Here is a 20,211-nt window from a genome sequence, read left to right as displayed (position 1 = left end):
CTTGCGTTTGCATAACGTGCCAACACTTCAACTATTGCTGCGATAAGCATTGCCGAACTCTTCTTACGTGCCACATCCAAGAAAGGTTGATTCCTCATGGTGAACATCTGACATCAAGATGTCTTTTATGGCATCAGCGACGACGGAAAGAGCTTAGTTGGTGCTTCGAGGCTGCATAGCTTCGATCCCACTTCCTTGCAATTAAATGGTTTTGGAGTATCAGTAGACCATGGAGTTCTTTAAGAATTCGTCTGTTGCTGTGAGCGCCAAGGAAGCTTTGTTGGCATATAATTAATGGAGGAGAGCTGTTCATTAGACAAATAATTAATAACAGAATTTCTTTTCTGAATCGGGATAATTTCTACTATTTTGTGTGTCTTATGGTTCATTCCCCTAGAACTATCACTACATAGTCTTCTATAGGTTGCTCTTTGGCTATTAAAAATTTTCTCTTCTCTACCCTAGATTAATTTTGAAATATTTAGATTGACCTTAAACTATTTGCTGTTATTTGCCTAGCTAAACCTTCAAGAATTTCTTTTTACACTTCTTTGCTTGAAAATACTTCTTCATTTTTCTTGAATTCAAATTCTAGATATTTTAGGATCTTTAATTGTTAAAACTTAGTCTCTAACGATTTCGTGGAATTAGCATAGTGATGTTTAGATCTCAGTTCATTTCAGGATCAATAAAGGTGGAAGTAATATTAATCCACATAATTCTAGAGGAGAGTCTTTGCTGTGAATTAAAATAAAGATGCCGCCTCCCCTAATATTAATTAAATAGAATGAAATGCCTAGTATTTTGATTTTTTATCATTTTGAAAGCTCTTTATATCCTGGTGTTTTGTGTCCGAATCTTTTTGTTAACCTTAAACAATATATTTTATGACTTGCCTAATGCCTTTTGAAATTCAAAGAAATGATTATTTGTTATTTGCAACTTAATCAAGGGGATCTTCCTCTCCAAACGAATTAATAATTCACAAACCATAAAGAATGCTGGGGATTTTCTTGATTCATATGCGATAATTTTGATTCAAAGATTCTCTTATCACCTCTTATGGCCAGTTCCAGCAAGAAAAGTGAACAGTCTCGCTTTTTGGGTGATCTCCCTATGACTGGGGAAATTGGTGATGTAGAGCGCATTCGTGTCATCAGTCACTTAATGTTTTTTGCGGGTTGTGCCCTTTTCTCTTTTGGAGTATGGGCCCTCTCAGGTTTCACTTCAGCCGCTGGCCAAAGTGGACCATTCCCTTTTTAGTTAGTAGTTGGCAGCCAAAAATCTTTATAATTCCTAGCTTTATACCTTTGATTCTTGTGCCAACAAGTACAAGGATGCTTATTAACATATAAAGATTTTTTATGTAATCCTCCTGTCATATTTCATTGCCTTCATTGTCGCTAGGCTTTTAATTTTCTATCTCTGTCGTTTAATAGTATTCCTAGCCACTTGGCTGCTAGACCGCGTGAAATAGATCTTGTTCGAAGGAAATCGCAAATAACCTCATACAAAGGCCCTGAGTTGGTTTCAGAATTGAACCAGGTTTCGAAATGGAGTATTTCTTCTGGGGTTTTACAAGCACGAAGCTGATCCACAATGGCGTCACGTACTCCCCTGCTCATTGATTCGACCGGCCTTTGTGTTGTGGTCATTTTTTTTTACTGAAGAAGTAAGCCTCTTTGCCTACTCCTTTACTATTAGCTCTTTTTATGACTAACTGGCCAAGGAATATTTACTTTGTGATTATGCCCTTAAGAAAAGGGCATAAATATTTTTACTTTGTCTAGGAGTAACCGAAAATCAACTAAGTTTTCTTAGATGATTCCTAATTTTTGCTTTTTCAGGTACTTGGCTTTTCTAGGGGAAGTAAGCACTTGTCTGAATCGCAACCTGCAGGCCCTGCCTCTGTTAATTCTCCTTCGTCATAGCGACTCAATGCCTCGAAGAAGTCAGTACTGACCCTTCTTTTGATGACCTCTGATTGGAGACTTTCATATGTTGCTGCATCAATTGGTTCGAAAGGCAGCCTAGGAAAGGTTGCATTTGCATCAAAGCGAGCAAGGAGGGCAGCTGATATATAGCCCTCACTATTTTCTATGGCTTTGTATAAGGCATTTGCTAGAGGTTGTATTTCATTTTCACGAAATTCGATAGTTGCTGAAGTGTTGTGCTCTGTGTAGTGACTTTGTACTTGCATGTAGAAATCAAATTGGGCTAGAGCTGAAAAATTGTTGATGTCGACAGCATCTGCTCCTGGCAAGTTTGCCCAACTAACTTCGGTTGGGATCTCTACGAGCCATTCTGTGCAACGAGGATCGAATGGATCATCCAGTAATCGACCGTTATCATCCTTGTCGGATTGTGATGGAACAACTGTGTAGCCGTAATCCATACAGGCCATTGCTACTGGGTCATTCTTTCTAAAAGTTATCCTTCTAATAAAGCGTTGAGCTTTAGGAGGATGCCATCCCGGGGCAGCTCCTGTTAGAAGACTTTTGGTCCCTGCTGGTTGCACGGTAGTGCACCGGTTAGGGCGATGAAGTCCATTCCTATCGCAATAATCCCAGACAGTTTCTCTTACTGTTTTTTTCCAACTGGTGAGATATTTCTCTTCCTGCTTTTTGAAAGTAATTCCCTCCTCGGTGTTTGGTCTTCCAGATTCCCACCATTTAAGCCAAGGAGTACCAAAAGCATGAACAAAAAAATCAAAAAGGCCTGTAAAACTGACGCCAACAATTGGATCCCATTCACGACTTTGTCTATAACGGTCTACTTCAAAATGATGATTAAGGAGGCAAGCTACTGATAAGGCAGCAGCTTTAAATGCGTTAGCTAGGCCTTGCTCGTCAGAAGGATCAATCTGGTTTAAGTGAACTTCAGCCAAGTTGCAATGGAAATCTGCCCCAAGAATTTCTCCGCAGGGGTTAAGGCCATATCTGCCTAGTCGATGATCTAACTCATCCTTATCAAAAGGACCATGGTTTGCTTGTAGCCAAAGACCTGCCTCTTCTTTCCCTTGGTCGCAATAGATATCTATGAATTCCGTTTTCAGCTCTGGTGTATTTAGAAGATCAGCGTTTGCTCTTGCTATTGATTCAGGGGCAAATTGAATTGCCCCTTCTCCTGATTGAAATTGTTTTGTAACCGCTTCGAGAATAACCTCGAGGCTTGGACGATTGTGATAAACACGAGTATGGTTTGCCATTCTTAAAGCATCCTTTTCAGGATCTATGCGCCAGTTTCCATCTGAATCTTGTTGCCAGAGATTTTCCTTAGCGCCTGCGGCCTTTAAATCGTTTGCTGAAAACTGACGCATACCCGCACTGCGCCTTATGTTGCCAGCTACGATTGTTACAGCGGCTTCGTCTATTAAGAGGCAACATTCAACAGAGGTCAGCTTTCTACCAACTGCTTTGTTAAGAAGATGAGCTACTCTCCCATATAAATCCTTGAGTTTTACTGGGTTGGCCATTCCTCCAAACCCTTTTAGCGATTCACCTACAGGCCTTACATCAGATAGGTCAATCAATAAATTAATTTCACTTCCAGCGAATCTTTGATCACTGCATAATTCTAGAAGTAATTCGTAGCTATCAACCCAGCCCCGACGACTATCACCAACTTTTATAAAAACTTCATTGCCATTGATTTTGTAAGTAGTTATTTCTTGCCTTTCGCTCGAAGGTGTGAGGCCTATTTGAGTAACCTCTTTAATTTTTATAGTGTTAATTACTACAGGTAGTTGATCAATAAGATGCGGTTCAATCACTGCACCTGTGCCGCAACCCATCATTGCTAGATCCATCATGAGGGCAAAAGCTTTCCAATCCACCAAATTGGTCGATGTGCAGTTATAGGCACCTGAGAAATTTTGTTTTTTTTCTATCCATGAGGTGCCTCCAATCCACAACCATCGACCAGATGGAAGAGCTTTTTTCTCGGCTTGCATATGAGCCATGAGATTTATTTCGTCTTGATTGAGCCTGCCTAGTTGTCGTAGGCCTTCAAGATTTCTTTTTCCTACTTCGCTCCAGCTCTCTCTCCCTGAAATGGTTTTGCGACTATATGTCCTGTAAAAGACTGGGTTTGCGGCTGGTGCGGTGGCTGGGAAATCTGCACGGTGATCTCCAATTCCAAAGGCAGGCATTACGATTTCTGGTTTATTAGGAGTAAGTGTCAAGTTCAGCTATGCGCAGAAGTAACGGCACGCTAACGCCACTTGTGGGGGCGGCAAGTTTTTTTAACACCATCTGCAGTGTTGTAAACAATATAAGGAGACTTTTGAGACTCTCATGAAACGTGTTTTAGAGCCGGAATTAATGCAAGATCCCTTTCAGGTAAAAGCTTATGCAGAAGCTGATTTCGCTCAAAGTGATTGTTTATTCATTCATCGGATCGATGAATATCTTTTTTTACATGAAAAAACACTTGAGACAGGAAGCTTGATAGTTGATCTGGGGTGCGGGCCTGGCAATATCGCCGAGCGTCTTAGCCGTAGATGGCCTTTTGTGGAGGTCTTGGGGGTAGATGGTTCTGAAGCAATGCTGAATGAAGCAAGGCGTAGTAAAAAACAAAAATGTAGTTTGTATGATTTCAGGAAGCTCAATTATTTATGTTCGGATATTTTTTCGATAGCTAATGGATCAGTCAAGTTAGAGAAGCCAGCAGATTTGATTGTGAGTAATAGTTTGCTGCACCATCTTCATAATCCCATCCAATTTTGGAAAGCCTTAAAGTCCTTGTCTATTAATGGTTCTATTCATTTGCATCGGGATTTGAGGAGGCCTTCCACTTTTGATGAGGTGCTCAAATTGCAAAAGACTTATTTGCCCGATGGCCCAGAGGTTCTTATTAAAGATTATGTGGCTTCATTGAAAGCTGCATTTACAGTTGATGAAGTGCGGGCTCAGCTTGATAATGAAGGATTGGCCAACCTCTGCGTGTATGAGGTAGAGGACCGTTATCTTGAAGTGGTTGGTACTTTTTGAAAGGTCATTCGAGAAACTGGTGTTTGTATTTGGAATCGATGAGACTGGTTAATTCAGCTGAAGAATCCTCCTCATCCAATCAAGATGAGTTGTTTGCTGCTGCCCTTGCTCAAGAGGTAGTTAGGCGCAGAAATTTTGCGATTATTTCTCACCCTGATGCAGGGAAAACAACCCTTACAGAGAAGTTGTTGTTGTATGGAGGCGCTATTCAACAGGCTGGAGCAGTAAAGGCTAGAGGTGAACAACGTAAGGTGACCTCTGATTGGATGGATCTTGAAAAGCAAAGAGGAATTTCGATAACTTCTACAGTTTTACAGTTTGATTACAGCGATACCACTATTAATCTTTTGGATACTCCTGGGCATCAGGACTTCTCCGAGGATACTTACCGCACTCTTGCTGCTGCCGATAATGCCGTAATGCTTGAAGATGCTGCAAAAGGTCTAGAACCTCAAACAAGAAAGTTGTTTGAGGTATGTCGAATGAGACAGATTCCAATTTTTACTTTTTTCAATAAAATGGATCGACCTGGGCAAGAACCTCTTGCCTTATTAGATGAGATTGAGGCTGAGCTGGGTCTCGCAACTTGGGCAGTTAATTGGCCAATAGGTAGCGGAGAACAATTCCGTGGTGTTGTTGATCGACGCACTAAGGAAGTTATCCTTTTTGACCGTGCAGAAAGAGGAAAGCAATCAAGTGAACGTCACTTAGCAATTAATGACCCACAATTGCAAAACCTAGTTGAAGATGAGCTTTTAGATAAAGCATTAGAAGAGATTGAACTACTCGAAGCAGCAGGTTCTGAGATGGATTTAGAACTTATACATGCTGGAGAGCTGACCCCTGTTTTCTTTGGTTCGGCTATGACTAACTTCGGAGTTAGGCCTTTCTTAGATGCATTTTTAGAAATGGCACAATTGCCAGTTGCGCGTATAAGTAGTGATGGCCCGGTAGACCCTTTGACACCAAATTTTAGTGGATTTGTTTTTAAATTACAGGCAAATATGGACCCTAGACATCGAGACAGAGTTGCATTTGTTCGTGTATGCAGTGGACGATTTGAAAAAGATATGAATGTTCGTCATGCGAGGACAGGAAAAATGCTTCGATTGTCTCGGCCTCAAAAGATTTTCGGACAAGATCGTGCAGTTGTAGATGATGCCTACCCAGGGGATGTTATTGGACTAAATAATCCTGGGATGTTCGTGATTGGTGACACTTTGTATACTGGTAAAAGAGTTGAATACGAAGGTATTCCTTGCTTTAGTCCAGAAATATTCAGTTGGTTGCGCAATCCCAACCCTTCTTCTTTTAAGAATTTTAGGAAAGGAGTAAATGAATTAAGAGAGGAAGGAGCTGTTCAGATTCTTTATGACACAGATCAAAGTAAACGTGACCCAATCTTGGCAGCGGTGGGTCAGCTTCAGTTGGAAGTTGTTCAACATAGGCTGGAAAATGAATATGGAGTTTCAACACAACTTGAACCAATGGGATTTCAGGTAGCTCGATGGGTAACTGGTGGTTGGACGGTTTTGGATGAATTAGGTCGTATTTTTAATTGCAAGACAGTTCAAGACGCTTGGCAAAGACCTGTTCTGTTGTTTAAAAATGATTGGAATTTAAGTCAGCTCCAAGAAGATCACCCTGATTTGGAACTATGTTCTGTTGCCCCAGTCGTAAGTGGAGTAGATCCGATAAAGCTTTAAGTGATTAGCCAATTAGATTGGGTATTGATAAAGATGAGCATGGGTGATTACTAGAATTGCATTTTTTTTAGGAACGATTCTAGTAATAGCTATCAAATCAAGATAAAGTTTTGCTATTTTTAGTTTTACGTCACTTGAATTCTTTTGAAAACTCTTTCAAGAGGCCTTCTGTTACTTATTCCTTATGGCTTCGGGCACTAACTCCAGTTCATCTTCAGGCTCACAAGACCCCTATTCCACACTTGGAGTAGGGCCTAATGCAAGTTTTGATGAAGTACAGAAGGCTAGAGACAAGAGATTAATTGAGGTTGGAGAGGATCCATTAGAAAAAGCAAGGATAGAATCTTCTTATGATGCTTTGTTGATGGTAAGTCTCAAGGAAAGGCAGCTTGGAAAAGTTAGTAATGCTGCCGTTAATGCCTCCAAGAGAGAGGAACGGAATATTGGTTCAGGAGGTGATGGTGACAACTCACTTTTGACAAGATTAAAAGATCTTAATTTCTCTACGAAAGAATCTGATTCGAACGGATTTTTACCAACCTTAGCCTTAGTAGAGGGGCAAGGTTTAACAATACGACTTGCATTAGGATTGCTTGCAACTGTTCTTATTTTGGCTTCGCCAAAGGAAAGCATCCAGGTAATTCTTTCATTATCAACTTTAGGTTTATTTATTAGTCAAGTTAAAAGGGGAAGACGTCCTTTACCTTCATTGGGCTGGAGTGTACTTTTACTCTCTTTTGGATTGATATTAGGCGGCCTCCTAAGTAATGTAATTACTGAATCATCGGCATTTGCGATTTCTATTTCTAGTGCCCATTTAGAGGCTTTGCCTGCTGTAATTCTGATTTGGGTTGGGTCGCTTTTACTTGATTGATTTATGTACTTAACTCTTTATATTTTGAACCCAATGGGGCACCTAGTCTTCATTCAAAAGTGCTTCTAGTTCATTACTTGTTATTAAATAGACATTGTTACAGAAGTGACAGGTCAGTTCAGCTTGCCCATCGTCCTCAAGCATAGCGGTTAACTCTTGCTTTCCAAGTAATTTTAGCGAGGCAAGACTACGATGTTTTGAACAACTACATTTGAAATATATTTCTTGTGAATTAGAAGAATCTTCTATAGAGCTAGAATCTAGATCTGGGAATACATCTTTGAGAAGTTTCAATAGCTCATTTTGGTATTTTTCTAGTCTTTCACTAAAGCAAGTTATTTCTTTACAACGTTCTTCTAATAGAGCTACCAAGGCAGGTTCTTCGGCTGCTTTTGGTAGAACTTGTACTAATAATCCACCACAGCAATTCATTTCGCTTTTTGTTATTTTTTCTCCGACAAAAACTGCAGATGGAGTTTGCTCTGAGTGAAGAAGATAAGAAGCAATATCTTCTCCTATGCCGCCATTGACAATCTCTACTGTGCTAGTGAAAGGTTTTCCTTTGCCTTCATCACGCACTACATGTAGATAACCAGTTCCAGCGGCAGATTTAAAGTCAAATGAGTATTGCCCCTTCTTGTCCTTGATTAGATCTATTTCTAATTTCGGGTTCCCGACGTAGCCTCTCACTGTTCCATCTCTACCTGCATCGACCATTAACCCACCTAATGGCCCATCTGAACCGACCCTAAGGGTTACTCTTCCATGGCTCACTTTCATTGAACTTGCAAGTAATAGCCCTGCACTCATGGCTCTTCCAAGCATTACTGTTGTCAGATAAGAAAGTGAGTGTCTTCTGCGTGCTTCTCTAGTTGCTTCTGTTGTAGTTACAGCAACAAGCCTTATTCCGCCATTTGCAGCTGTTGCTCTTACCAGGCGGTCGGTCATAAATAGAAATTAAATTAGTCCAATGTTGTCATAGGAAGTAGATGGCCTTCTTTCAGCAGATAAGTTGAACTCAACAAGCCTTTAAAGAGTTCTGGTTCGTGGGTCACAACAATAAGGACTTGTTTTTTCGAAATGTATGCCAGTAGCTCAAGCACCTCATTCCTTACTGACCAATCAAGGCCAGCAGTTGGCTCATCAAGCAAAAGAACATTTGGTTTTCTTAGCAATTGCACTGCAATAGCTAGGCGTCGTTGTTGTCCTCCGCTTAATCGCTCCGGCGCTTGTCGCAGATCAATCTCAGAGAGCCCAACACTTTGTAAAGCCTTTGATTGTGCTTCTCCTTCAAGCCGACGATGACCTAAACGTAATTCCTGTGCAACTGTCAGACCTAGAAAATAACGTTCAGGGAATTGAAAAACCACACCACATAGTAATCTCCTTTGAGATGCTTTAAGTGGCTTTTTATTCCAGCAAATTAATCCTTTTTGAGGCTTGCTTAGTCCACTGATAATTTCTACAAGTGTTGTTTTACCACTTCCACTTGCTCCTGCAATTAAGATTGGTTCGCCTAGATTTGCTTGTAGGCTTACTTCTTTCAATATAGGTTTTTCCGCAGTGGCGGGCTGATAGAGAAGTTTTTTTAGCTCTAGCATTTGGATACAACCTTTACTTCGCAAGATGATTTTGCATTTTGAGCCATTAATGATTTCTGGGTAATTCTCCTATAGCTTGCGATAGTGATGATTCAAACAATTTCTCAATTTTATGCAAGTTCGTTTTCGAGAGGTGGATCCATTCAATTGTTGGATTTGGATGCACTTTCATGATGTGCCGAGCAAGGCTGAAAGAGATTATGTCGATGGTGTATTTGATAGTTGGTATGTAATTGGTCGCTTAGGCGGTTTTAATGCTTCAAACCTTCAATCTCAGGAGGAGGGCTCTGATTTGAGTTGGATGGTCTACGACAATGAAGAAATTTCTAATACTTTGCCTTCTTTAATGCATAACCTGGGTGAATTGGAGTATCTAGGAAAGTGGGCACGCTGTTGGGTTGACTTGGGTACTTGTGATGCTATTGCAATAGATGTTTTAATAAATTCATTGCATCGGATAAATGTTGACTTTGTTCAGATAGAGGAGTTGTTGATTGGAGGGGTTAATGAAGACTGGGGGGTGGATGATCATCCAGATGCAATTTTTTCTGCAGAGGATTAAAGATTTCTGTGGCTGAATTAAGGCGCTTATTGATCGAGCGAGGTCGATTAAATGCAACAAGTGAAATTGACAGGGTTTTAACTCTGAACCAAAAGGAGGTGCATTATCTATGTCATGTACTTCGCCTTAGACAGGGAGATGCCATAGAGATAGTTGATGGTATTGGCCATTTATGGAGAGCTAATTTGGTTGAGCAGCATTCAATACAGCTCTCCACATCTTTAGAATGCCCTTTAAAAGTACAATCGTCTCCAAAGCCATTAGTTGGATTAGCAGTCGTCTTGCCAAAGAGGGGGTTGAATGAATTACTTCGAATGAGTTGTGAGATTGGAGTTGACATTATTCAACCGCTTATTTCTGAACGTGGCATTGTGCGCACAAAAGCAGAAGGGAAGTTAGCTAGATGGGATGGGATTATTCGAGAGGCTGTTGAGCAGTCAGAGCGTCTTTGGAAGCCGGAGTTTCGTTCGGTTGTAGATGTTCAAGATTGGTTAAAGAAAAAGCCAAGCAAAGCAGCCTTTGCTTTTGCTTCTCCTCGATTGCTGAGATTAGAGGATCTTCAAGAATGGGTTTCTGGATTTGAGAAGGAAATAGAAGAGATATGGGTTGCTATTGGGCCTGAAGGGGGATGGACGTTTCAAGAACAGTTGTTGGCTAGAGAAGCTGGTTGTGTTGAAGTTCACCTCGGAGAGTCGATTATGAGAACATCTACCGCAGCAGTTTCTGCGACTCAGTTATTAGTAGCGTGGAGGCGAAATAAGTCTTGTTCTGTCAAGTAGAAATTTTTTGAACTGTTAGCCATGATTAGTTTTTGTAAGTTCACCTGACGGATTAATGATCTCCTTAATTCCAATTGAATCTGTATGGCTTTGGGCTTTTTGTTTGAATGCACTTTTAATTGCATTTGCTCAACGTGTTCCCTTGCTGACACGTTCTGGTTGGGTTCATGCGGGTGCACTTGGCACTATTCTTTGGGGCTGTTTAGGTTGGCGTGGATGGCTTTCTGTAGTCTTATATCTTTGTTTTGGCTCATTAGTTACAAGACTTGGGTTTGCACGCAAGAAAAAGGCAGGACTTGCTGAAGGGCGTGATGGTTGCCGTGGACCTGAAAATCTGTGGGGGTCTGCCGCTACTGGTGCTTGCCTAGCACTTTTGATTGGTGCAGAATTTGGCTCGCAAAAATTATTGCTTATTGGATTTGCTGCAAGCTTTGCTGCGAAGTTGGCAGATACCTTTGGCAGCGAAATTGGTAAAAGATGGGGGACCAAAACAGTGCTTATTACCTCTTTAAAGCAAGTTCCAGTTGGAACAGATGGAGCGATAAGCATTGAAGGTACCTTTGCGAGTGTTTTAGGAAGCTTCCTAATGACTTTTTCAATAGTGAGTTTGTTTTTTGTAGAAATAGGATCTTTTGGCGTTCTTATTTTTGTTATGGGCTTTGTAGCAACTTTATTTGAAAGTTTTTTAGGGGCTGTCGTTCAACAAAGATTAGTTGGTCTGACAAACGAGATGATCAATTTCTTGCAAACATGTTTTGCAGCCTTGACTGCAATGACCATCGCCTATTGGTGGGGCTAATTATGCTTAAATTCCTCAGAGAACTGAAGGCGTTAAATTTTCTAGTTGCTTAAGTCCAGCCCATTTAAGTAGCGCGGGCCAATTCATTACTTTGTTGTAAACCCAATAATGGCCATTGGTATTCAGGTGAATACCATCGGGCTCAATCCAACTGATCCAATTGGTTTCAGTGAGCATCGCTCGATGCAGTGGCAAAAATGGCACATCAAGTTCTAAGCAAGCCGCCTCAATTTGTGCTTCATAAATTGAGGCGGCTTCATTGGAATACCATAAACAGTCGGCAAATGGCATAACAGCTTCGTCGACAGGTGTTAGACCCATGACCATTACTTTGGTTTGATTCTTGACTTGCTTAAGGAGTTGCATTAATCCAAAATTAAAAGCTTCTGTCGATAGTTGTGGTCTTCCATCGGGTCTGCCTACTCGTGCGGTGTCATTAATTCCCACTGAGATCAATAATCCATCAGGAACTTGTCGTCGTAGCTCGCCTCGACATTCCCATTCATTTTGCCAGCGCTTTGCAACCTTTTCTAAGCCATCTCCACGTACCCCTAAGGGATACAAAATTGGGGCTCCTGGTAGGTTCATCCACTTTCGCCGTAGTCGCTCACACCAACCTCCTTCTTCTATATCTCCCCATCCGTATACCCCACTATCTCCAATGATAAGTAGTCGTTTGGGATTCTCTATCATTTCAACAATATAGGAAGGAATTTAGGATTGGATCAATAGTTTTTGTGAACTATTTGCTGGTTTGAGCCAGTAATGGCGTACTTTTTCACTCATGCTTTCTCCAACTAAAGTTATAAGGCTAAATGTAGTCGTGATCACAGCCACTTGGCTCCAGTCAAAAGAACTTAGTGATTCTTGTAGTTGCCATCCAAGGCCAGCACCACCTACGACACCCACTACAGCTGTTTCTCTCAACAAAACATCTGCTCTGTATGCGGCATAAGCTAGATAGCTTTTTGTTTGTGGACATAGATGGCCATGTAGCCAGGCTAAACGATCTCCTGAACCTATACACTTTATTGCACCGTAAATGTTGTTGCTTTGTTGATTGATCCCTTCGTTAAGTAGGCGTCCCATTACCCCAAGGTTATGGAGCCCTAGTGCTAAAGAAGCTACTGAAAGGCTGGGACTTGTGCAGAGCAATAAAAGAAGAGCAGATAGTGGCGGTGGAATTAATCTAAGAAATGCCCAAAGAACTTTTTGTATTGTTTGCCCTAATTGGTTTGGAAATAGCATCATTCCTAAAGGAGGCGTGCCAATTGCAATACCTGCTGCAAGAATAGTTATTAATAACGTACTACTAATTAGATCTATCCATGGTAATTCCATTATTGCGTATTTTATATCAATGATTGTTGGTAAAGGAATTGGATGCCAAATAAAACTTCCTATTAATTGAATATCTAGTGATTGTAGCCATATCCAAGATATCCCTATGGTTGTGAACATCAATACAAGTGAAATCCAGAGCTTTCCGTTGATTTTCTTTGAGGTTCTAAAGGACATGCGCCTCCAGTTTAAGATTGTTTCTAGAGTGAACATCACCCCACCTAGCATCCACAATGATGTCCACATCTCTTTAAACTCAAGGGACTGAAGCGTTAATTGCAGCTCTGTACCTATTCCTCCCATCCCAAACACTCCAAGCATTGTCGCTCCACGCAAAGCACATTCCAATCGATACCCGCCGTAACTATTAATTATGGGAATCATCGCTGGCAACAAGGCTGTTGTTAAAGCGCTAAGAGGCGCAACGCCTCCTTGCCTAAGAGCCATAAGACTTCGGTGATCCAAGCTGTCTATTTGATCAGACAAAACTCTTGCCACTAAGGACGAATAGGGAATGCATATTGCAATAATCGCTATTGATGTACTCATTCCAAATAATTGAAGTAGAAGTAACCCCCAAATGAGTTCATGGATGCTTCTTGGTATTGCTAAGAGTCGTCTTATGAGTATTGGCTGCCAGGGGGGGGCTTCAAAGATTTTCCAGAAGATATTTGAACTTAGTAGGCCTAATATTATTCCTCCCAACATGCTAAATATCCAACTTAGTAATGCAGTTGCAATAGTGACTTGTAACCCTCTCCATGCATTATGAATTACTACTGGATGTAGAGATGGATGGACAGATGCGGAGAAAAATTCAAATAAGAGATGTAACCCACCGCTGTGGATTTCTGTTAAGATCTTAACTAGCACAGGGATTAATGCTAGTGCGGGTAAGATCGTAATTAATACTAGTGAAGGCTTAGATTGACTCATTTGTCCCGGTATAGAGAATTAATCTCTGATGACCCAAGTACGTTTGGCGAGCAATCTAGAATTATTTCTCCTGCTTTTAATCCTATTACACGTGTGAAATTGGAAATCAAATCAGGACGGTGAAGACTGATAAGACAAGTGTCTGGAATTCTAATTACTTGAACTGCTTTTTTTTTCAGCAAAAGTTCTAGGACCTCATTGATAAGAGTTGGATCAAGGCTTGATAATGGCTCATCACAAAGGAGCAACTCTCCTTGCTGTATTAGTAGACGTGCTATGGCTACCCTTTGTCGTTGTCCTCCTGAAAGTTCTGTAACTGGTACTCTTAGATACTTATGTTCTAATCCTGCTTCTTTAAGGCATGTTAGACATTCTTTGGTTTCAATTCTTCCAAGCAAGTTCCTGAATGCCCACAAAAAACTATGATGACCCAAGGCTCCTGTGTTGATATTTTGAGAAACTGTAAGTTCTTCCACTAAGCGTAAGTCTTGCCATAGTGTTGCTATTCTTTGGCGTTGTTTAGATGTTAAGTGCTTAAGTGGGACGCCTCTCCATGTGGCCTGGCCAAGAGTTGGTATTAAACTACCATTAGCTACTTGTATGAGTGTGCTCTTCCCAGAGCCACTTTGACCAAGGAGTGCAACCTTTTCTCCGCTGCCGATGGATAAGTTAATATTCTTGAGTCTAAATTGAATTTTGCTTCTAACGTAAACCTCTTTTAGTTCAATTAGTTTTGTCACTTAATCTTTCCTAGTTGACGTCCAATAAGTTCAATCTCTCTATATTGATAGTCATAGGCAGGAATAAAACGATTTGCCCCAAACAACTCTAAAATCTTAGCTTGAGCTTTCGATTCCCTACTGAAGCCTAGAATTGTTTTTTGGAGTTTTTTTGTAAACCCTGAGCCAAATCGACTATCTAAATTCCCTTGTGCTAGCCAGTGATAGTCACTATATGTGGGTGTTTCCCAGATAATTCTGACTTTTGATTTATCTACTCTTCTTCTTTTTAGATTCGTTTCCCATACTTGTTTGTTGAGGACTCCAGCTTCATATGAGCCGCTTTGCACAAGAGCTAGTGTGGCATCATGGCTTCCGCTAAAGCCTGGACGCTTTCCTTTGAAGTGACTTATCTCTACGCCTGCTTGCTGAAGGAAATATTGAGGCATTAGCCTTCCGGAAGTAGAACTCTCGGAGCCAAATGTGAACCGCCTGTTTTTAAGAAGCTTGAGCTCACCTTGATTCTTGATTACTGGGATTTTGCTAGCAAGATTTGCTATGAAAACACTTTGGAAACGAAGATCAATATCTCTTTGAGCTAATACTTTTGCTCCAGGTTTTTGTAGGCGAGCTTGCACTCCTGTTAGCCCCCCAAACCAAACTAAATCTAAGCTGCCTGTACGAAATGCACTAACAGCTGCAGGGTAATTAGTTATGGGAACGTATCTAACCGGAATTCCCAGTTGTTTGCTTAATTCTGCGGATAGAAGTCCATACATACGATTTAAATGTTCAGGATTCTGATCTGGAATCGCACTAATAAAGAGTTTTGGTTGGGCTAAAGAAACTTTATTTGGAATGAATAAGCTTCCTAGCAGTAATAATTGGAGTACGAACCTACGTCGAGTTTTTTGAGGCATAATTTATGATCTTTCCTACATATAATATTAGATATTTTCAGAGCTGTGAGATTAATTGATCTAGGCGCTTAAGACCTTCTGAGATAACTCCACTTCTAACAGCACAAGATAGCCTTACACAATTATCGTTGCCGAATGCTGCACCAGGCACTATTGCAAGGCCAACTTTTTCTAGAGCTAATTCACAGAAATTTATTGACTTTGGGCTGCCTGCGGGCAATTGTGGAAACGCATAAAAAGCTCCTTTGGGTGAAACCAAAGAGAGCCCTTTAATTGTATTTAGCCCATTAAATAATATTTCTCTTCGAGAATTATATTTCTTAGCCATTGCAAAAACACAATCTCTTGGACCTGTTAGTGCTGCGAGTGCTCCACGTTGGGCAAAGCTACAAACATTGCTAGTGCTTTGACTTTGGAGTGCACTTGCTGCTTTTATAACTTCTAAGTTTCCTGACAAATAACCAAGTCGCCAACCTGTCATAGCCCAGCCTTTTGCAAAACCATTTACTGTGAAGATACGGTTCACAAGATCTGGAGCAGTTGCGGCAAAACTGTAATGTACTTCACCATCACTAAGAAGAAATTCATATATTTCATCAGACATCACCAAAACTTGAGGATGTCTTCGAAGAATTTCTGCTAATTGCTTCATCTCCACTAGAGGCATCACTCGACCAGTTGGATTGCCCGGTGAATTGAGAATTAAGAGGCGGGTTTTATTATTGATCATGCGCTCCAATTTTTCTAGATCTAGACAGAAGCCGTCATCTGGTGAGGAAGAAAGGGTTTTTGGAATTGCACCTGCTAAAAGAGTTATTTCTGGATAACTCAACCAATAAGGCGCTGGGATTATCACCTCATCGCCAGGGTTAAGGATTACCTGAAAAAGATTGTAGATTGCCTGCTTTCCACCATTAGTTATTAGAACGTTTTCTGGTCTTGTTGGTATTTGATTGGTTTCGCTGAGCTTTGAAGCAACAGCTTCTCTTAACTCTGGATCTCCTGCTGCAGGACCATATCGTGTAATTCCATCGCGAAGAGCCTGGACTGCCGCTTCTGTTATAAATTCAGGCGTATCGAAGTTAGGTTCTCCTGCACTAAGACTGCATATATCTTTCCCTTCTTGTTTCAGGGCTTTCGCTTTAGCACTTATCGCCAAAGTTAATGAGGGTTGAAGGGCCACCGCCCGTTGGGAAATTAGTGGAGGGTGTGGCATTTTTGCAGCATCTTTTTAGAGGATGTGCTCTTAAGAAACTTATCCTGCCTGATGTTGAGTCTTAGACAACCTTTATTAGTTCTATTAATTTCTTGATGTCTTCTATTCAGCTCAGTGTGGTTATTGCTTCTAGGGAGCCTCAAAAGCTTTCTGAATTTTATGCATTTGCAACAAATGGAGACCTTCGCCAAGGGATCACTAATGATCATTATTTGATTGATCACCAGAATTGTTTGAGCATTCAAATCTACCGACCTTCCGATACACAAGCTTGGCCAAAGGGTGGCAGAGCTTCAGCACTTTGCTTTCAGCGGACACCTTCGGCAGAGCCCCTGTCCTCGATTAATGAATGGATAGGAAGCCTTGTTTTAAAGGGGGCTGAGGTTGTTGAAAAACCCAAACTCCAATCATTTGGAGCTGAATCCTGGCTAATAGATCCGGAAGGAAATTATTTTTTGATTTATGTCCCTAAGGATCAATAACTCAGGGTTTATTATTTATTTTCAAATTTCTGTTCATGGGTGTGTTTTGGAAGCAGAATCCCTTGTCAGTCAACTTTTGTGTGATTGTTGTGGTTGCAATCAATCCTCAACGCAGGTTGTAGTTAGCCGTGGAAATCCTGGTGCTCGTTTTATGCTTATTGGAGAAGCGCCAGGAGCTAGAGAAGATGCTTTGGGAGAGCCATTTGTAGGGAGATCAGGAAAAGTTTTAGATCAAATGTTGATCAATGTGGGTATCAATCCAAGCAAGGATGTTTTTATCTGTAATGCAGTTAAATGTCGACCACCTAAAAACCGACGACCTTCAAAAGCTGAGCTATTATCCTCTCTACCTTGGTTAAAACAACAAATAAAGCTTGTTGACCCTTTGGTAATTGCCCTGGCAGGATCTACTGCTGTTGAGGCGGTTTTAGGTGTAAAGGAAAAAATCACTTCCTTAAGAGGTGTTTGGCAGACTTGGGAGGGCAGAATGGTTATGCCCCTTTTTCATCCTTCATATCTTTTGAGAAATCCTTCTAAAGTTGAAGGGGCCCCAATTTCACTTACACGTGGAGACCTTTTGGAAGTGAAAAATAAGCTCAAAGAATTTCAAAAAGCTATCGCTATGCCAATGTTGGGTTGTAATAGGAGTTGGAAGCCATGACTGCCATTCTGAACAATAATTTGGCGACAGATTTAGCTAATTCCTCTAAGCGATATGACACTCAGATATATCGTCGGACTACCCGAACAGTAATGGTTGGAGATATTTCCATGGGTAGTGATCACCCTGTAAGGGTGCAATCAATGATTAATGAAGACACCCTTGATATTGAAGGCTCAACAGCCGCTATTCGGCGGCTACATGAAATTGGTTGCGAGATGGTACGGCTTACGGTTCCAAGTCTGGCTCATGCCAAAGCTGTAGGTGAAATAAAAAAACGCTTAGAAAGTACTTATCAACCAGTTCCTTTGATCGCAGATGTTCATCATAATGGAATGAAAATTGCCTTGGAAGTTGCTAATCATGTAGATAAGGTTCGAATTAATCCAGGCCTTTTTGTTTTTGAAAAAGCCGATCCAAATCGTACAGAATTTACAGCTGAAGAAAACAAGGCAATTGCAGATCGAATTGTTGAAAGATTTGAACCACTTGTTAATAAGTTAAAGCAACAAGATAAGGCTCTTCGAATAGGAGTTAATCATGGCTCTTTAGCAGAGAGGATGTTGTTTACTTACGGTGACACCCCTCTTGGCATGGTTGAATCTGCAATGGAATTTATTCGTATATGTGATTCCCTTGATTTTCATAATATTGTCATTTCTATGAAGGCGTCAAGGGCACCAGTAATGCTTGCTGCGTATAGGTTGATGGCAGATACAATGGATAAAGAAGGTTTCAATTATCCTTTGCATCTTGGAGTAACTGAAGCAGGGGATGGGGACTATGGACGTATTAAAAGCACCGTAGGTATAGCAACACTTTTGTCTGAAGGAATTGGAGATACAATTCGAGTTTCTCTTACAGAAGCACCCGAAAAAGAAATACCCGTTTGCTATTCCATTCTTCAGGCCGTTGGCTTGAGAAAAACCATGGTGGAATATATTAGTTGTCCAAGTTGCGGTCGTACATTATTTAATCTTGAGGAAGTAGTAAAAAAAGTTAGAAATGCGACTTCTCATTTGACAGGTCTGGATATAGCCGTTATGGGTTGTATTGTTAATGGGCCGGGTGAAATGGCTGATGCAGATTATGGATATGTTGGAAAAGGTCCAGGCGTAATCGCACTCTATCGAGGGAGGGACGAAATACGCAAAGTACCTGAAGATGAGGGTGTCGATGCTTTGATTGACTTGATCAAAGAAGATGGAAAATGGGTGGATAGAAATTGATAGAATCATTAAAGAACCTAAGAATTAAGAGTCAATTTTGCTCAATAAAAAGTGCTATTAATTTACAGTTGAAACTGAATTCCTCCTGGCTTTTATCTTCTTCTATAACTGCTATTTCAGCATTCAGCTTGTCCATTCTTCCAGGTTTTGGATTCCCAAAAAATACTTCTACTTTGATAAAAGAAAGTCCGAAAGAGGTTATAGACCAAGTGTGGCAAATTGTATATAGAGACTATTTGGATTCATCTGGGAGTTTCGACTCTGGAAACTGGTTAAAACTCCGTAGATCAATACTTGGAGCAACATATGTTGACTCCTCTGAATCTCATGAAGCTATTAGAGGCATGCTTGCGGTCTTAGATGACCCTTATACACGTTTTCTTGACCCTAAGGAATTCAATGAAATGAGAATTGACACTCAAGGTAGATTAACTGGTGTTGGCATACAGTTGTCTTTAGATAAAGAGACAAATAACTTGATTGTTGTGTCTCCTATAAAAGGAACTCCTGCCTTTAATGCTGGCATTAAGTCTAAGGATGTGATCGTATCAATTGACGATCAATCTACAAAAGGTATGAGTATAGAAAAGGCAGTTAGGTTAATTAGAGGAAGAAAGGGAACAGAAGTAAAACTTGGAATAATGCGAGAGAATCAATTATTAAGTTTTAGTTTGCTTAGAGATAAAATCGAAATTAATGCAGTTGATAGTCAGTTAAACCAGACAAAATCTGGAACTAAGATTGGTTATATTCGCTTAAAACAGTTTAACGCTAATTCTGTACGTGAAATGCGTAATGCTATTAATAATCTAGAAAACCAGGTTGCACTTGGTTATGTTCTTGATTTGAGAAGTAACCCAGGCGGATTACTAGAGGCAAGTATCGAAATTGCAAGATTATGGTTAGATCAGGGGACAATTGTTAGTACACAGACTAGAGATGGAATAAAAGATATAAGACGTGCCAATGGAAAGGCATTGACTAGCCGCCCTGTTGTCGTATTGGTTGATAATGGCTCTGCCAGTGCTAGTGAAATTCTTTCTGGAGCCATACAAGACAACAACAGAGGTATTCTTGTTGGTCAGAAGACATTTGGCAAAGGTCTTGTTCAATCAGTAAGAGCACTTTCTGATGGTTCTGGCTTAACAGTAACTATTGCAAAGTATCTAACTCCAAAAGGTAAAGACATTCATAAGAATGGAATCAAGCCTGATATTGAGTCGAAGATGTCAGAAAAGAATGCTTTGAAATTTACAAAGGAAGATATTGCTACATCTAGGGATACTCAATATATGGTTGCTGAAACTGAACTTATAAAGATGATTAAGAAATCGAAAGCTAATACAACATTCCAATTGGAAACGACCAATCTTCAATTTGCTTTGAGGTAGTTGG

Annotated in this window: 20 protein-coding genes; 11 read left to right on the top strand and 9 right to left on the bottom strand. The window is 40.6% G+C overall.

Features of this window, described 5'->3' with window-relative positions; all coding sequences use genetic code 11:
- Positions 1–1,062: 1,062 nt before the first annotated feature.
- Complete coding sequence (locus SOI82_RS03060; RefSeq protein ID WP_320667911.1) at positions 1,063–1,263, top strand: hypothetical protein; 201 nt, start codon at positions 1,063–1,065, stop codon at positions 1,261–1,263.
- Positions 1,264–1,403: 140 nt separating this feature from the next.
- Here SOI82_RS03060 and SOI82_RS03055 read toward each other — a convergent pair whose 3' ends face one another.
- Together SOI82_RS03055 and nrdJ are read right to left on the bottom strand one after the other, a co-directional pair.
- Positions 1,404–1,655, bottom strand: coding sequence for an RNA recognition motif-containing protein (locus SOI82_RS03055; protein WP_320667910.1), 252 nt, complete (start codon positions 1,653–1,655; stop codon positions 1,404–1,406).
- A gap of 188 nt (positions 1,656–1,843) precedes the next feature.
- Positions 1,844–4,183: a ribonucleoside-triphosphate reductase, adenosylcobalamin-dependent gene (gene nrdJ, locus SOI82_RS03050; RefSeq protein ID WP_414153522.1), complete on the bottom strand. Its 2,340-nt coding sequence runs from the start codon at positions 4,181–4,183 to the stop codon at positions 1,844–1,846.
- A gap of 112 nt (positions 4,184–4,295) precedes the next feature.
- Between nrdJ and SOI82_RS03045 the strand changes: the two genes are divergently transcribed.
- From SOI82_RS03045 to SOI82_RS03035, 3 genes are all read left to right on the top strand, one after another.
- Positions 4,296–4,991, top strand: coding sequence for a class I SAM-dependent methyltransferase (locus SOI82_RS03045; RefSeq protein WP_320667909.1), 696 nt, complete (start codon positions 4,296–4,298; stop codon positions 4,989–4,991).
- A gap of 38 nt (positions 4,992–5,029) precedes the next feature.
- Complete coding sequence (locus SOI82_RS03040; RefSeq protein ID WP_320667908.1) at positions 5,030–6,697, top strand: peptide chain release factor 3; 1,668 nt, start codon at positions 5,030–5,032, stop codon at positions 6,695–6,697.
- 184 nt (positions 6,698–6,881) lie between these two features.
- Positions 6,882–7,571: a CPP1-like family protein gene (locus tag SOI82_RS03035; protein WP_320667907.1), complete on the top strand. Its 690-nt coding sequence runs from the start codon at positions 6,882–6,884 to the stop codon at positions 7,569–7,571.
- Between the two features lie 42 nt (positions 7,572–7,613).
- Here the strand turns inward: SOI82_RS03035 and hslO are convergent, their stop codons facing one another.
- On the bottom strand, positions 7,614–8,519 hold the full coding sequence (gene hslO, locus SOI82_RS03030) for an Hsp33 family molecular chaperone HslO (RefSeq protein WP_320667906.1): 906 nt from the start codon (positions 8,517–8,519) through the stop codon (positions 7,614–7,616).
- A 14-nt stretch (positions 8,520–8,533) separates the two neighbouring features.
- Complete coding sequence (locus tag SOI82_RS03025; protein WP_320667905.1) at positions 8,534–9,172, bottom strand: ABC transporter ATP-binding protein; 639 nt, start codon at positions 9,170–9,172, stop codon at positions 8,534–8,536.
- A 112-nt stretch (positions 9,173–9,284) separates the two neighbouring features.
- Between SOI82_RS03025 and SOI82_RS03020 the strand changes: the two genes are divergently transcribed.
- The 3 genes from SOI82_RS03020 to SOI82_RS03010 are packed head-to-tail and all read left to right on the top strand — an operon-like array spanning position 9,285 to position 11,312.
- Positions 9,285–9,734 (top strand): DUF3531 family protein, encoded by a 450-nt coding sequence (locus SOI82_RS03020; RefSeq protein WP_320667904.1) that lies wholly within the window; start codon positions 9,285–9,287, stop codon positions 9,732–9,734.
- A gap of 8 nt (positions 9,735–9,742) precedes the next feature.
- Positions 9,743–10,513, top strand: a complete 771-nt coding sequence (locus SOI82_RS03015; RefSeq protein WP_320667903.1) for a 16S rRNA (uracil(1498)-N(3))-methyltransferase — start codon at positions 9,743–9,745, stop codon at positions 10,511–10,513.
- 55 nt (positions 10,514–10,568) lie between these two features.
- Positions 10,569–11,312, top strand: a complete 744-nt coding sequence (locus SOI82_RS03010) for a DUF92 domain-containing protein (RefSeq protein ID WP_320667902.1) — start codon at positions 10,569–10,571, stop codon at positions 11,310–11,312.
- A 15-nt stretch (positions 11,313–11,327) separates the two neighbouring features.
- On the opposite strand, the gene SOI82_RS03005 is transcribed toward SOI82_RS03010, so the two are convergent.
- From SOI82_RS03005 to SOI82_RS02985, 5 genes are read right to left on the bottom strand one after another with little or no spacing between them, the layout of a single operon-like run.
- Positions 11,328–12,005 (bottom strand): GDSL-type esterase/lipase family protein, encoded by a 678-nt coding sequence (locus SOI82_RS03005; protein ID WP_320667901.1) that lies wholly within the window; start codon positions 12,003–12,005, stop codon positions 11,328–11,330.
- Positions 12,006–12,026: 21 nt separating this feature from the next.
- The gene (locus tag SOI82_RS03000) at positions 12,027–13,589 is read right to left on the bottom strand and encodes a phosphonate ABC transporter (protein ID WP_320667900.1); all 1,563 of its coding nucleotides are present in this window, start codon (positions 13,587–13,589) and stop codon (positions 12,027–12,029) included.
- The gene (locus SOI82_RS02995; protein WP_320667899.1) at positions 13,586–14,329 is read right to left on the bottom strand and encodes an ATP-binding cassette domain-containing protein; all 744 of its coding nucleotides are present in this window, start codon (positions 14,327–14,329) and stop codon (positions 13,586–13,588) included. Before SOI82_RS02995 ends, SOI82_RS03000 begins: the two co-directional genes overlap by 4 nt.
- Positions 14,326–15,228 carry a putative selenate ABC transporter substrate-binding protein gene (locus SOI82_RS02990; protein WP_320667898.1) on the bottom strand — a complete coding sequence of 301 codons (903 nt, stop codon included), beginning with the start codon at positions 15,226–15,228 and terminating at the stop codon, positions 14,326–14,328. The genes SOI82_RS02995 and SOI82_RS02990 overlap by 4 nt, the downstream gene beginning before the upstream one ends.
- Positions 15,229–15,265: 37 nt before the next feature.
- Entirely contained in the window at positions 15,266–16,444 is a 1,179-nt protein-coding gene (locus tag SOI82_RS02985) for a pyridoxal phosphate-dependent aminotransferase (RefSeq protein ID WP_320667897.1), read from the bottom strand.
- Between the two features lie 95 nt (positions 16,445–16,539).
- On the opposite strand from SOI82_RS02985, the gene SOI82_RS02980 reads away from it, so the two are divergent.
- The 4 genes from SOI82_RS02980 (at position 16,540) to SOI82_RS02965 (ending at position 20,207) form a co-directional block, all read left to right on the top strand.
- Entirely contained in the window at positions 16,540–16,926 is a 387-nt protein-coding gene (locus SOI82_RS02980) for a VOC family protein (RefSeq protein ID WP_320667896.1), read from the top strand.
- Complete coding sequence (locus SOI82_RS02975; protein ID WP_320667895.1) at positions 16,907–17,587, top strand: uracil-DNA glycosylase; 681 nt, start codon at positions 16,907–16,909, stop codon at positions 17,585–17,587. Before SOI82_RS02980 ends, SOI82_RS02975 begins: the two co-directional genes overlap by 20 nt.
- Positions 17,584–18,816: a (E)-4-hydroxy-3-methylbut-2-enyl-diphosphate synthase gene (gene ispG / locus SOI82_RS02970; RefSeq protein ID WP_320667894.1), complete on the top strand. Its 1,233-nt coding sequence runs from the start codon at positions 17,584–17,586 to the stop codon at positions 18,814–18,816. The genes SOI82_RS02975 and ispG overlap by 4 nt, the downstream gene beginning before the upstream one ends.
- Before the next feature lie 128 nt (positions 18,817–18,944).
- Positions 18,945–20,207, top strand: coding sequence for a S41 family peptidase (locus tag SOI82_RS02965; protein ID WP_320667893.1), 1,263 nt, complete (start codon positions 18,945–18,947; stop codon positions 20,205–20,207).
- Positions 20,208–20,211: the final 4 nt, after the last annotated feature.

Origin of the sequence: Prochlorococcus sp. MIT 1307 (genome assembly GCF_034092395.1) — a bacterium.
GTDB lineage: Bacteria > Cyanobacteriota > Cyanobacteriia > PCC-6307 > Cyanobiaceae > AG-363-K07.
The sequence above is the reverse complement of the archived record's forward strand: the minus strand, read 5'-3'. Positions and strand labels throughout refer to the sequence as shown.